Source organism: Arthrobacter sp. MYb23, from assembly GCF_002979775.1.
Lineage (GTDB): Bacteria > Actinomycetota > Actinomycetes > Actinomycetales > Micrococcaceae > Arthrobacter.
On the sequence record NZ_PCPR01000001.1, the window covers coordinates 45,151 to 58,931 of the forward strand.

General features: G+C 62.0%; 8 protein-coding genes. 2 read left to right on the forward strand and 6 right to left on the reverse strand.

The window, feature by feature from the left end:
• Nucleotides 1–49 precede the first annotated feature (49 nt).
• Both mshA and CQ020_RS00220 read left to right on the forward strand, forming a co-directional pair.
• Entirely contained in the window at nucleotides 50–1,294 is a 1,245-nt protein-coding gene (gene mshA / locus CQ020_RS00215) for a D-inositol-3-phosphate glycosyltransferase (protein WP_105690067.1), read from the forward strand.
• 98 nt (nucleotides 1,295–1,392) lie between these two features.
• Nucleotides 1,393–3,081, forward strand: coding sequence for a formate--tetrahydrofolate ligase (locus CQ020_RS00220; protein WP_105690068.1), 1,689 nt, complete (start codon nucleotides 1,393–1,395; stop codon nucleotides 3,079–3,081).
• A 223-nt stretch (nucleotides 3,082–3,304) separates the two neighbouring features.
• On the opposite strand, the gene CQ020_RS00225 is transcribed toward CQ020_RS00220, so the two are convergent.
• From CQ020_RS00225 to CQ020_RS00250, 6 genes are all read right to left on the reverse strand, one after another.
• Entirely contained in the window at nucleotides 3,305–4,390 is a 1,086-nt protein-coding gene (locus tag CQ020_RS00225) for an inositol-3-phosphate synthase (protein ID WP_024817551.1), read from the reverse strand.
• Between the two features lie 168 nt (nucleotides 4,391–4,558).
• Nucleotides 4,559–5,596 carry an L-glyceraldehyde 3-phosphate reductase gene (mgrA, locus tag CQ020_RS00230; RefSeq protein ID WP_105690069.1) on the reverse strand — a complete coding sequence of 346 codons (1,038 nt, stop codon included), beginning with the start codon at nucleotides 5,594–5,596 and terminating at the stop codon, nucleotides 4,559–4,561.
• Between the two features lie 82 nt (nucleotides 5,597–5,678).
• Complete coding sequence (treZ, locus tag CQ020_RS00235; protein ID WP_105690070.1) at nucleotides 5,679–7,451, reverse strand: malto-oligosyltrehalose trehalohydrolase; 1,773 nt, start codon at nucleotides 7,449–7,451, stop codon at nucleotides 5,679–5,681.
• Nucleotides 7,452–7,542: 91 nt separating this feature from the next.
• Nucleotides 7,543–9,855 carry a malto-oligosyltrehalose synthase gene (treY, locus tag CQ020_RS00240; RefSeq protein WP_105690071.1) on the reverse strand — a complete coding sequence of 771 codons (2,313 nt, stop codon included), beginning with the start codon at nucleotides 9,853–9,855 and terminating at the stop codon, nucleotides 7,543–7,545.
• Nucleotides 9,852–12,134 (reverse strand): glycogen debranching protein GlgX, encoded by a 2,283-nt coding sequence (gene glgX / locus CQ020_RS00245; protein WP_105690072.1) that lies wholly within the window; start codon nucleotides 12,132–12,134, stop codon nucleotides 9,852–9,854. The genes treY and glgX overlap by 4 nt, the downstream gene beginning before the upstream one ends.
• Nucleotides 12,135–12,203: 69 nt before the next feature.
• Nucleotides 12,204–13,781, reverse strand: a complete 1,578-nt coding sequence (locus CQ020_RS00250) for an NAD(P)H-hydrate epimerase (RefSeq protein ID WP_181151706.1) — start codon at nucleotides 13,779–13,781, stop codon at nucleotides 12,204–12,206.

Below are 13,781 nucleotides of genomic sequence, written 5' to 3' on the forward strand. Positions count from 1 at the left end.
TTTTCTGCAGCGCAAAGTTGATTTTGCTGTGATCGTGAGGAGGACCCGGGTGCCATTGATCCGTCGTGTGGCCTTTCTGTCGCTCCACACCTCCCCCATGGAACAGCCCGGCGCGGGAGATGCCGGCGGAATGAACGTCTACGTCCGCGCCCTGGCCATGGCACTTGCTGAGTCCGGAGTGGAGGTGGAGATCTTCACGCGATCCACCAAAGCCGGCCAGCCCGCCGTCGAGCATCCGGGGCCCGGCGTCTGCGTTCACAACGTCATGGCAGGACCACGGCGCAAACTCCCCAAGGAAGAACTCCCGGCACTTCTGCACCACATGGTCGAAGAAATCGACAAGATCCGCCACAAACAGCTCCACGGCCGCTACGACGCCATCCACTCCCATTACTGGGTTTCCGGCGTGGCGGGGCTCGAGTTGTCAGAACTCTGGGGTGTCCCCCTGATCCACACCATGCACACCATGGCCAAGGTCAAAAACCTGGTCCTGGAGTCAGGTGAACGGCCGGAGCCGCGGCGCAGGGAAGACGGCGAACAACGGATTGTGGACGGTGCCTCCAGGCTGGTCGCCAACACTCCTGCCGAGGCGGAGGAATTGGTGTCGCACTACGGGGCGGAACTGGACAGGATCGATGTCGCTCCGCCCGGAGTGGACCTCAAGGTGTTCACGCCGTCATTCCGTCGGAAGTCCCGTTCTTTGCGGGGAGTCAGGCCGGACAGCTTTCATATCCTCTTTGCCGGCAGGATCCAACGGCTCAAAGGTCCTCAAGTGTTCGTCAAAGCCGCCGGAATCCTCCGCAAACGCCGCCCGGACATAGATTTGGAAATGACCATACTGGGATCCCTCAGCGGGGCCAAGGACTTCAACCTCCAGCACATCATCGAAGAGGCCGGCTTGTCCGACGTCGTCACGCACCGGCCGCCTGTAGTGGCACCGGAGCTGGCCAGCTGGTTCCGTTCAGCAGATGTGGTGGTGATGCCCTCCTTCAGCGAGTCCTTCGGTTTGGTGGCGTTGGAAGCACAGGCGTGCGGCACTCCGGTGGTGGCCACCAACGTTGGTGGTCTTTCCCGCGCCATCTCCGACGGGCGGACGGGGATGCTGGTGGACGGACACGATCCCTCCGATTGGGCAGACGCCCTGGAGGATCTTTACGACGACGTTCAAACGCGCGAGGACATGGGCCGGCTGGCAGCTACCCACGCCGAGTCCTTCGGATGGCAGCGCACCGCCGCCATCACCCTGGAAAGCTACCGGGAGGCCGTCGGTGGTCTGCTGGTCCCACGGCGCTGAGTTCAGCTCGTATACGCTCCCGGGCTGGTAGATTGTCGCGCACAGCGTAAGAACCCCAGCAGCAGCATCCCCGCTGCGGGCAGAGCCGAAGGACAACGATGTCTGAAAACAAGGTCCTGAGTGATCTTGAGATTGCCCACCACGCCACCATGCTTCCTATTGAGGACATCGCCCAACGCGCCGGTATCCCTCTGGACGCCCTCGAGCTCTACGGGCCTTACAAAGCCAAGATCAATACCGCCAAACTGGTGCTGCCTCAGGGCAAGGCGCCCGGCAAGGTAGTGCTCGTCTCTGCCATGTCCCCCACCCCGGCCGGCGAAGGCAAATCAACTACCACCGTGGGACTCGCGGATTCCCTGGCCCGCGCCGGACACAACGTGATGATCGCCCTGCGCGAGCCCTCCCTGGGTCCCATCCTGGGCATGAAGGGGGGAGCCACGGGCGGCGGCTACTCCCAGGTGTTGCCCATGGACGACATCAACCTGCACTTCACGGGCGACTTCCACGCCATCACCTCGGCAAACAACGCCCTCATGGCCCTGGTGGACAATCACATTTTTCAAGGCAACCAACTCGGCATCGACCCACGCCGCATGACGTTCAAACGCGTGCTGGACATGAACGACCGCGCTTTGCGCGAAGTCATCATCGGACTCGGCGGCCCCATGCAGGGAGTGCCCAGGCAAGACGGCTTCGACATCACCGTGGCCTCGGAAATCATGGCGGTCTTCTGTCTCGCCTCAGACCTTGACGATCTTCGGGACCGGCTGGGACGCATCACCTTCGGGTACACCTACGATCGCGCACCAGTCACGGTTTCGGACCTCGGAGTGGAGGGCGCGCTCACCATGCTCTTGAAGGACGCCATCAAGCCCAACCTCGTCCAAACCATCGCGGGGACCCCGGCTTTGGTCCATGGCGGCCCCTTCGCGAACATTGCGCACGGATGCAATTCGTTGATCGCCACCCGCACCGCCATGCAGCTTGCCGACGTCGTGGTCACCGAAGCCGGTTTCGGCGCTGACCTTGGTGCCGAGAAGTACATGGACATCAAGGCGCGCGTCGGCGAAGTGGCGCCATCCGCCGTCGTGGTGGTGGCCACCATCCGCGCGCTCAAGATGCAAGGCGGCGTTGCCAAGGAACATCTCAGCGAGCCCAACGTCGACGCCGTGGCAGCCGGCGTCGAGAACTTGAAAAGGCACTTGGGCAACGTGGCGAAGTTCGGCCTCTCCCCTGTTGTGTCCATCAACAAATTTGCAACGGACAGTCCCGAGGAACTGCAGTGGCTCCTCGCCTGGTGTGCCGCAGAAGGCGTGCAGGCGGCGGTTGCCGATGTTTGGGGGCGCGGGGGTGGAGGCGACGGCGGTGATGAGCTCGCCGCCAAGGTGGCCGCTGCGCTGGATGCGCCGGCCAACTTCCACCACCTGTACCCGCTGGAACTCAGTGTTGAGGACAAGATCCAGACGATTGCGCAGGAAATCTACGGGGCCGACGGCGTGGATTTCTCCGTCCCGGCACTCAAGCGTCTCGCCGAAATAGAGAAGAACGGGTGGTCAGAGTTCCCTGTCTGCATGGCCAAGACCCAGTATTCCTTCACCGACGATGCGTCCAGGCTTGGTGCGCCCAAGGGATTCCGGGTGCACGTCCGCGATCTGATCCCCAAGACCGGAGCTGGTTTCATTGTTGCGCTGACCGGTGCGGTGATGACCATGCCCGGCCTCCCCAAGGAACCGGCCGCCATGCGCATGGACGTGGACTCTGACGGCCAACCTACCGGCCTCTTCTAACCCTCTCTCACATCCCATACCCTTCAACCCGACCATCTCTCACATCCCCAGCCCTTCAACCCGACCATCTATCACATCCCAAGCCCTTCAACCCGACCATCTATCACTTTCTTGAGGAAAGGGAGAGAGGGTCGCGGTCAAGCCCGAGGGAACTGATAGAGCGTCCGGATACAGCAAACGCCCCCGCATCGGAAGACGGGGGCGTTTGCTCTGATGGGGGTGTTTAGCGTTCGATGTCGCCGCGGATGAAGGCTTCAACCTTGTCGCGGGCGAGGTCATCGTTGAACTGCTCCGGCGGAGACTTCATGAAGTAGCTGGAAGCGGAGAGCAGCGGGCCGCCGATTCCGCGGTCCAGGCCGATCTTCGCAGCGCGAATAGCGTCAATGATCACGCCGGCGGAGTTCGGGGAGTCCCACACTTCGAGCTTGTACTCGAGCGAAACGGGGGCGTCACCAAAGTTGCGGCCCTCAAGTCGGACGAAGGCCCACTTGCGGTCATCGAGCCAAGCAACGTAGTCGGACGGTCCAATGTGGACGTCGTCGGCGTGCAGTTCTGCTTCCACGTTGGAGGTGACGGCCTGGGTCTTGGAGATCTTCTTGGACTCAAGACGGTCGCGTTCCAGCATGTTCTTGAAGTCCATGTTGCCGCCGACGTTGAGCTGGTATGTGCGGTCCAACGTCACACCACGGTCTTCGAACAGCTTGGCCATGACACGGTGCGTGATGGTGGCACCGATCTGGCTCTTGATGTCATCGCCCACAATCGGGATCCCGGCTTCGGTGAACTTGTCAGCCCACTCTTTGGTGCCTGCGATGAAGACGGGCAGGGCGTTGACGAAGGCCACGCCTGCGTCAATGGCGCACTGGGCGTAGAACTTGGCGGCCTGGTCCGAACCAACGGGCAGGTAGCAAACCATGACGTCGGCCTTGGCTTCGCGGAGCGCGGCAACAATGTCAACAGCTTCTTCCGGAGCCTCCACGATCGTTTCGCGGTAGTACTTGCCGAGGCCGTCCAGGGTGTGGCCACGCTGGACAGTCACACCGGTGGCGGGAACGTCGGCGATCTTGATGGTGTTGTTTTCGCTGGCACCGATGGCATCTGCGAGGTCAAGCCCAACCTTTTTGCCATCGACGTCGAAGGCAGCAACGAACTGGACGTCGTTGACGTGGTACTGGCCGAACTCGACGTGCATCAGACCCGGGATCGTGGCCTTAGGGTCAGCGTCGCGATAGTACTGAACTCCTTGGACCAGCGATGCAGCGCAGTTACCTACGCCGACAATGGCAACACGAATCGGATGTGAAGACACGGAACTCCTTTTGAGAAATAACCTCAGGTGCCAGGCGCATCCCTGACTGAGTCCAGGGCACGGCTGATTGGCACGGCGCCATTCGGCGCACACTTGCATTGTAACCAACACAGCGGAGGCCGGTTTTGTTCCCTACCGGCCTCCGCTGTTTGTGTCAGTTCTTGAAGGCTACTTCTGCGCCCACCTGTTGATGTCGGATTCAACAGCGAATTCGTCAATCGCCGCCAGCTCTTCGGCGGTGAAGTTCAGGTTGTTGATCGCGCTGAGGGTGTCCTCCAGCTGGGCCACGCTGGAGGCACCAACCAGTGCGGAGGTCACGGGTGAACCCTTGGGCTGATCGCGCAGGATCCAGGCGATGGCCATCTGCGCGAGTGTCTGCCCACGCCCTTCGGCGATGGCGTTCAGGCCCCTGACCCGGTCCAGCTTTTCCTCGGTCAGCTGGGATCCAGACAGGAACCGTTCCTTGGCTGCCCGGGAGTCTGCCGGTACACCGTTGAGGTAGCGGTTGGTGAGCATGCCCTGCGCCAGCGGTGAGAAGGCGATGGAACCGGCACCCACCTGATCCAATGCCTCGTAAAGGTTGGGTGAGCCGTTCTCCGTCCACCGGTTCAGCATGGAGTAGCTGGGCTGGTGGATGAGCAACGGGGTGCCGAGTTCCTTCAGGATCCGGGCGGCTTCGAGCGTCTGCTCCGGGGTGTAAGACGAGATGCCCGCGTACAGTGCCTTGCCGGACCGGACCGCGTAGTCCAGTGCGCCCATGGTCTCTTCCATCGGCGTCTCGGGGTCAGGACGGTGGCTGTAGAAAATGTCCACATAGTCCAGGCCCATGCGTTCCAGGGACTGATCCAGGCTGGAGATCAGGTATTTACGGGATCCCCACTCGCCATAGGGGCCCGGCCACATGTAGTAACCAGCCTTGGTGGAGATGACCAGTTCGTCACGGTAGGGCTTGAAGTCGTCCTTCAGGTGTCGCCCGAAGTTGGTCTCGGCCGAGCCATCCGGCGGTCCGTAGTTGTTGGCGAGGTCAAAGTGGTTGACACCGAGATCAAATGCACGGCGCAGGATGGCACGCTGTTCGTCAAAGCGCTTGTCATCGCCGAAGTTGTGCCAAAGGCCCATGGAGATGGCCGGGAGTTTGAGTCCGCTGCGTCCGACGCGGCGGTAGGGCATGGTTTCGTAGCGGTTTTCCGCAGCCGAATAAGTCATACGTACCATCCTGCCACTGCAGAAACAGAGGTGACGGCGCCGTCCGCTATGTGGGCGCCGTCACCTCTGCTCTGCCGTGGACTTAGTGAACGCGCACGACGGCGGCGCTACCGCCGGGAAGTGTCAGCGTCCCGTCTTCAAGGGCTGCTTCATCGTCAGTGGCCAGCATCACGGAGCCACTTAAGGGCGTGCCCAGAGTTTCGTTTCCGAAGTTGCACACCACCCTGACGGTGCCGCGGGAGAACTGCAGCCAGTGTTCGTCGTCGTCGAACTCAACGGATGTCCCGCCGAAGCCGCCGTCCACCAACTCCGGAGTATTACGGCGCAGCTGTGCCAAATCCCTGTACAGCTGCAGCAAGCGTGCGTGCTCCCCCTCCCCGGCTTCGTCCCACCTGAGCTTGGAGCGCTGGAATGTCTCGGGATCCTGCGGATCGGGAACAACCGCGGGGTCCCATCCCATGCGTTCGAACTCTTTGATACGCCCTTCGGCGGTAGCTTTACCCAGCTCAGGTTCGGGGTGGGAGGTGAAAAACTGCCACGGGGTGGACGCCGCAAACTCCTCACCCATGAACAACATGGGCGTGAAGGGGGACGTCATGGTCAGCACAGCGCCGATGGCCAGCTTTCCGTACGACAACGACGCGGTAAGGCGGTCCCCTGTGGCCCGGTTCCCGATTTGGTCGTGGTTCTGCAAGCAGACAACAAGCGCGGAAGGGTGGGCAAGATCGTGGCGGATAGGCCGTCCATGATGCCGGCCCCTGAAGCTGGAGTAACTGCCATCATGAAGGAATCCATGTTCCAGGACCTTCGCAAGGACTGCGAGCGAGTCAAAGTCTGAGTAGTAGCCGGTGGTTTCCCCGCTGAGGTTGACGTGCACAGCGTGGTGGAAGTCGTCGCTCCATTGGCCCGCCAAGCCATAGCCGTTGTCTTTGCGTGGGTAAATGAGCCGCGGGTTGTTCAGATCCGATTCTGCAATCAGCGTCCTGGGTATCCCCGTTGCCTCCTCTACCTCATCTCCCAGCGCCCCGAACTCCTCGAGGATGTGCACGGCACGCTCGTCACGCAACGCATGCACAGCATCCAGACGGAGTCCGTCCACATGGTAATCCCGGAGCCACATCGCTGCGTTCTCCAGGATGTAGCGGCGAACATCGTCCGAGCCTGGGCCGTCAAGATTTACAGAATCACCCCAGGTGTTGCCCTCCCCCGACTTCAGGTAGGGGCCGAACTTCGGCAGATAGTTACCGCTTGGCCCGAGGTGGTTATAGACAACGTCCTGGATGACGCCCAAGCCCGCAGCGTGCGCCGCATCCACAAAGCGCTGATAGGCGGCGGGGCCACCATAAGGCTCGTGCACGGCATACCAAAGGACGCCGTCGTAGCCCCAATTGTGAACACCGTTGAATCCGTTGACCGGGAGCAACTCTATGAAGTCGACGCCGAGGTCCGCCAGGTAATCCAGTTTTCCTGCGGCGGCATCCAGCGTGCCCTCCGGAGTGAAGGTGCCCAGATGCAGTTCATAGATGACCGAACCCTTGAGGCTCCGCCCCTTCCATTCGTTGTCCTTCCACTCGTGGGCGGAAGGATCGAAAGTGGCGGACAATGCGTGGACCCCGTCTGGCTGCCTCCGCGAGCGCGGATCGGGAAACGGTCCCTCGCCGTCAACGATGTAGCCGTACCGCACCCCGTCGGTCTCCTGCGTGGCCACATCAGCCGGCGCCCGCCACCATCCGGACGCGGCGCCGTCGTGATGCTTCTCCATGGCGTACTCGTGGCCTCCGGCGAGCAACCGAACCGAATCCGCATTCGGAGCCCAGAGGTCGTAAAGATTCTTTCCAGCAGCGTGCTCCAGCATCATGCTCCCCTGTACGTGTTTCAAGCGTGCTTTGCAATGACGGGTGTTGACGGTGCGATCAGCGTGAAACGGTGATCGCACCGTCCGGAAATTAGTCCGTTGGAACCAGCAAGGCCACCGGGTAGTGCTCCAGCAAGGTGGCCAGAGGGACGGTGCCTGCCTCATAGCTGGCCCCGGTGAGTTCGTCCCGGCAGTTCACCGTCAAGTCAATGGCCGTGTCCCGCCAGCCGCCTTCCCTGGCCAGCCGTTTGGGCAGGCGGGTGGCAACGGTGAGAGCTCCCCGACGTTCGGCTCCGCGGTCGAAGGCCACCACGTGGCCCGCTGCAGCGCCTTGGGCCGCCACCGGAAGGTAACCGGCGAACAGCTCCGGCCTGTCACGGCGAAGCCTCAGTGCGCGGGAAACCACCAGAAGTTTGGCGGCATCATCGGTGAATGCGGGCTTGCCACCGCCATCCAACTCTTCCAGAGCGGCGATCCGGGCCTTGAAATCCACGGGCCGCCGGTTGTCGGGGTCGGTCAGTGAACCGTCCCTGAATTCGGTCCCCTGATACACGTCAGGAACTCCTGGCATGGTCAGCTGGATCAGCTTGGCGGATAGCGAGTTGGAGGTTCCATATGGTTCGAGCTCGTTGACGAAGTTCGTCAGTGCGGCTCCTACCTCCGGTACGTCGAAAACGGCGTCGACGGCGGCAGCCAACTGGTGCTCGAAATCCTGGTTGGGATCGGTCCAGTTGGTGGAGTTGCCGGCCTCCCGTGCCGCTTTCAAGGCGTAGGACTGCAACCGCTGGCGATCTGCCGGCCACGCGCCTGCGATCGATTGCCACACCAAGGCGGAGAGGGGGCCGTCGGGGATGGGAGCGAGCTCGTGGACGATGCCGAGGAAAAGCTCCCATTCCGGTACTGCCTCGGAGATCACGGAGATTCTTGCCCTGGCATCCTCGCTCCGTTTGGTGTCGTGGGTGCTCAGCGTCGTCATGGAAAGCGGCAAAAGCTGTTGCCGCCGCGCCATGCGCTCATGGAAGACATTGCCGGGGATGGAGAATTCCGTGGGATCGGCGCCCACTTCCGTCAGTGACCCCAGACGGGTGTAGCGGAAGAATGCGGTGTCCTCCACACCCTTGGCCATCACCATGCCGGACGTCTGCTGAAAACGCCGGGCCAGAAGACTCGACTCATCCAGCAAGAGCGGCTGAAGGTGGCTCAGGACAGTTGCCAGGTCAGGGCGCTGCCTGGCGGCGTTCTCCACGGACTCCGTCAGGGTTTTCCCGCCATAGGGCAGGTACGTCCTGTAGATGGGGAAGCAGCAAATGACCTCAGCCAGGGCATCGGCTACCTTGGCGAAAGGCAGCTCCAAGGATTCAGGCACGAGGCGGGCCAGGCGCAGGACTTCCGAGCGCAGGATCCCATCGGCGATCCGGCGCTTGGTCCCATGAATCATGGCCTCGTAATCCGCGGGCGCGTCTGCATTCCGGAGACGGGCATCAAGGGAGTTCAGGTACTCCTCCGCCGTCGGGTCCACCAATAGACGGTCGACGTCAGCCAAGGCGTCGTATCCCGTGGTCCCTTCGCACTCGAAGTTCTCCGGCAACTGCTCCCCCGGCTCCAGGATCTTCTCCACCAGCAGGTAGGCGCCTCCAGTAGCTTCGCGCAGCCTTGCGAGGTAGCCCTCAGGATCGGCGAGCCCATCCGGGTGGTCGATTCTCAGCCCGTCCACCAAGTCTTCACGGAACCAACGGACTACCTCTGCGTGGGACTCATCAAAGACCCAGGGAACTTCCACGCGAACTCCGGCCAGGGTGTTCACTGCGAAGAACCGGCGGTAGTTCAGGTCGGCATCCGCCCGGCGCCAGCCAACCAGCTCATAGTGCTGCCGTGCATGGACTTCGCGTGGGCTCTCCCCGGGGGTGTAGGTGCCCTCGGCCAGCGGAAAACTGTGATCGTAGTACCGTAGTTCGTCGTCCACGATCTTCAGTTCGTCCAGGTCGTCGTCACTTCCCAAGACCGGGATGCGGATCTTTCCCCCGCCAAAGTCCCAGTCGACATCGAAAGCTTCGGCATACTTTGAGCCGCGGCCTTCCTTGAGGAGCTGCCACCACCAGAGGTTCTGCTTGGGCGACGCTACGCCCATGTGATTGGGCACGATGTCAGCCAGAATGCCCAGGCCCTTGTCCTTAGCAGCACGGGACAGCGCAGCAAGCCCCTCCGGGCCTCCGCGGGAGGGATCAACAGTTGAAGGATCGGTCACGTCATAGCCGTGGTCCGAACCCTTTTCTGCAGTCAGGATGGGTGAGACGTAGACCCAATCGATTCCCAGGGATTGCAAGTATCCGGTGAGCTCAGCCGCGTCCTGCAACGTGAAGCTCGGGCGAATCTGGAGCCGATACGTTGAGACAGGCGTCCTCATGCTTCCGTCTCCTTTGTTTCACCTTCACCGTCGTTGCCTTCGGGCGCAGAGCCCTTGTAGTCGAACGGCAAGGACGTCACTGCAGGGGCGGTGATGGACGCCGTTTCCGGGGTGCTCGTCTGCGTCAACGCGGCGAGGGAAGCTGCCACCGAGTGATCGGGTTCGATTTCGGGGGTGCTGTGGGCGCGGAGGACCACCAGTGACTTACCGCCTACCATCAGGATCTGGTCGGGCTTGATCACACCCGCTTCAGCACCTTCTCCGGCGGTATCGATCATGACATCCCAGGCCGGTGCGTACTCATCGGAAGGAATCCGGAAGCCTACCTCGTCCTGGTCGGCGTTGAAGTACAACAGGAAGTTGACGTCAGTGATGCGTCGGCCCTGCGTATCCCGGCCATGGATGCCATCGCCGTTGAGGAAAACGCCCACGGAGCGGCCCAAAGCTTCGTCCCAATCGGACGGAGTCATGGTGCTGGCGTCGGCATCCAGCCATACGATGTCCGGGAGTCGCTCGCCTTCTCCACGCAGCACCGGACGGCCATCGAAGAAGCGGCTTCGGCGCAGGCTGGGGTGTTTGGCCCGGAGTGCGCTGACCGCTGCCGTGAACTCGATCAGGGGCTGGTCCACGTTGTCCCAGTTGATCCAGGTCAGTTCGGAATCCTGGCAGTAGCCGTTGTTGTTGCCGTTTTGCGTCCGGCCCAGTTCGTCGCCGTGCAGGAGCATGGGAACACCCTGGGACAGGAACAGCGAGGCAATGAAGTTGCGCTGCTGACGTGCCCTCAGGCCAAGGACAGTGGGATCGTCCGTGGGCCCTTCCGCACCGCAGTTCCAGGAACGGTTGTGGGATTCGCCGTCGTTGTTGTCTTCGCCGTTGGCATCATTGTGTTTCTCGTTGTAGGACACAAGGTCTGCCAGCGTGAAACCGTCGTGGGCGGTGACGAAGTTGATGGACGCCACGGGTCGACGCCCCGAGTGTTCGTAGAGATCCGCCGAACCGGTCAGCCGTGAAGCGAACTCGCCAAGGGTGGCGGGTTCGCCGCGCCAGAAGTCCCGGACCGTATCACGGTATTGGCCGTTCCACTCCGTCCACTGCGGAGGGAAGTTGCCCACCTGGTATCCGCCGGGTCCGACGTCCCAAGGCTCGGCAATGAGCTTCACCTGGGAGACCACGGGGTCCTGCTGGATAAGTTCGAAGAAGGTGGACAGTTTGTCCACGTCATAGAACTCGCGTGCCAGCGTGGAGGCGAGGTCGAACCGGAATCCGTCAACGTGCATCTCGGTAACCCAGTAGCGCAGGGAGTCCATGAGCAGCTGGAGGGAGTGCGGGCTGCGCACGTTCAGCGAGTTGCCCGTTCCGGTGTAGTCCATGTAGTACTTCTGGTCGTCTTCCACCAGGCGGTAGTACGCAGAGTTGTCAATGCCCTTGAAGGACAGAGTGGGTCCCAGATGGTTTCCCTCAGCAGTGTGGTTGTACACGACGTCAAGGATGACCTCGATACCAGCCGTGTGCAGCGCCCGAACCATGGCTTTGAAATCCTGGACCTGCTGTCCCGTATCGCCCTTGGAGCTGTAGCTGTTGTGGGGCGCAAAGAAGCCGATGGTGTTGTAGCCCCAGTAGTTATTCAGGCCCTTGTCCTGCAGGATGCCGTCGTTGACGAACTGGTGCACCGGCATGAGTTCAATCGCGGTAATGCCCAGCTTCTGCAGGTGGGAAATAACCGCCGGGTGCGCCACGCCGGCGTACGTGCCGCGTTGTTCCTCGGGTACTTCGGGATGCATCTGAGTGAGTCCCTTGACATGGGCCTCGTAGATCACGGACTTGTGGTACGGAATTCGCAGGAGCTTGTCGCCGTCCCAGTCAAAGAACGGGTTGATGACCACGCCCAGCATCATGTGCGGTGCAGAGTCCTCGTCATTGCGCGAATCCGGGTCACCCATGTTGTATGAGAACAAGGACGGGTCCCAGTCAATCTGCCGGTGGACAGCCTTGGCATAAGGATCCAACAGCAGTTTGTTGGGGTTGAAGCGTTGGCCGGCGTCAGGGTCGTAGGCACCGTGCACCCTGTAGCCGTACTTCTGTCCCGGTTGGACCTGCGGCAGATAGCAGTGCCATACGTAACCATCTACTTCAGTAACTTCTACGCGGACTTCCCCGCCGTCGTCGTCGAAGAGACACAATTCCACTTTTTCGGCCTTCTCGCTAAACAGCGCGAAGTTGGTGCCGGTGCCGTCAAAGGTGGCACCCAGCGGATAAGCCGATCCAGGCCAGACTTCCATGCGTTCTCCTCTAGATGATGCGAACAACTGTTGCAAGCCTACTCAAGCCCCCAGACACCGACAGCAACCTTAGGGTCTTGTTCGGTCGTATTCCGCGTTGAGCGAACCAATGACCCGCGGAACCGCCGTCATGATGGCCGAGGCTGTAATGGGGCCTGCGTCGAAATCCGCGGATGCCAGGGCTCCCGCTCGTCCGTGGACGCTCGCCGCTACCGCTGCCACGGCAGCCCAGCGGTCGGCGGGATCCAAGCCCAAGGCGGCATACGCGCCGTCGTCATGGCGGATCAACTCCGTAGACTGCGCCAGCAAGGCCCCCAGAACGCCGGCCAAGACATCGCCGCTCCCTGCGGTGGCCATCCACGCAGTGCCTTCGGACTGGCTGAAAACCACACCCGACGGCGACGACACAAGTGTGGTGGCACCCTTCAGGAGCACTGTGGCGCCGGTTTGTTCGGCGGCCTGCCGGACATAGTGCAGGGTGCGGGATTCAACGTCGTCGCGGGTTACTTTCACTTCCCCCGTTGATGCCAGCGAGTTCAGCAAGGTGGCGAGTTCCCCGGCATGCGGTGTCAGTATCCAGTGGGCCGGGCAGCGTTCCGGCAGGAGGCTCAAAGCTCCGGCGTCCACCACTACCGGTAAGTCGTCGGCCAGGGCCAACGCACTGGCTTCCCTTGCCCGTTGCAACTGTTCCTCGCCATCAACCCCGGACCCCAGCAGCCAGGCTTGAACCCGTCCGGGGTGGTGGTCTTCCCAGAGGGCTTCCGGGGTTCGGGCCAGCACCAGCTGCGCCGCTTCACGGGGCCCGATGTAGCGCACCATGCCCGCTCCGGCGAGGGCCGCGGCGTGAACACTCAGAGCAGCAGCGCCGGCAAAACGCGCCGAACCCGCCACTACGCCCAAAACTCCTCGCGAATACTTATGGGCGCGCCGGCCAGGATGGGGCAGCAGCGCCCCAAGGTCCGGAGCAATGAGCCGGCGGAGCTCAGGATGGTGGTGTTCCAAGGAATTCTCAATCCCGATATGAACCAACTCCACACGCCCGGCACACCCTTCACCCGGATCCGCCATCAGCCCGGCTTTGATGCCACCGAACGTCACGGTGACGTCCGCATCCAGCACCGGCCAATGCACTTCACCGCTGCTGGCGTCCAGTCCGCTGGGGAGATCGCAGGCCACCACCAGGCGTGGACGCAGCTCCTGGAGCGACGCCATCAATTCCGCCGAGGCATCACGCAGGCCTCCGCGGGCTCCTGTGCCGAGCAACGCGTCAATGATCACGTCATCGCCCGCGCACATGACAGCGAGCTCTTCGGCGTTTCCTGGCTCGAGGCGCAGGATCCTTCCTCCGGCCGCCGCAAAAGCAGCCAACGCCTGCTGGTGCACTTCAGCGGCGGCGAGTACCGCCGTCGTCCGCATTCCGCGGCGTGCCAGGAAAGCCCCAGCAAAGAGGCCGTCGCCGCCGTTGTTGCCCTTTCCAACCAGCACAGTGACGCTGGCGCCGGCAAGCTTTCGCTTGCGTTTGAGTTCGCGTGCCACTACTTGAGCCAACGCGTAAGCCGCTCGTTGCATAAGAACAGCGCCCTCACCGGAGTCCAGGAGCGGTTGTTCCGCATCCCTGATCTGTTGTCCGGTAAAGGCGCTGATCAT

What these genes read in the sequence shown, in the direction of transcription:
- CQ020_RS00220 (WP_105690068.1), top strand. Translation starts at nt 1,393, where the DNA reads ATGTCTGAAAACAAGGTCCTGAGTGATCTTGAGATTGCCCACCACGCC.
- mgrA (WP_105690069.1), bottom strand. Translation starts at nt 5,596, where the DNA reads ATGACTTATTCGGCTGCGGAAAACCGCTACGAAACCATGCCCTACCGC.
- treZ (WP_105690070.1), bottom strand. Translation starts at nt 7,451, where the DNA reads ATGCTGGAGCACGCTGCTGGAAAGAATCTTTACGACCTCTGGGCTCCG.
- treY (WP_105690071.1), bottom strand. Translation starts at nt 9,855, where the DNA reads ATGAGGACGCCTGTCTCAACGTATCGGCTCCAGATTCGCCCGAGCTTC.
- glgX (WP_105690072.1), bottom strand. Translation starts at nt 12,134, where the DNA reads ATGGAAGTCTGGCCTGGATCGGCTTATCCGCTGGGTGCCACCTTTGAC.
- CQ020_RS00250 (WP_181151706.1), bottom strand. Translation starts at nt 13,781, where the DNA reads ATGATCAGCGCCTTTACCGGACAACAGATCAGGGATGCGGAACAACCG.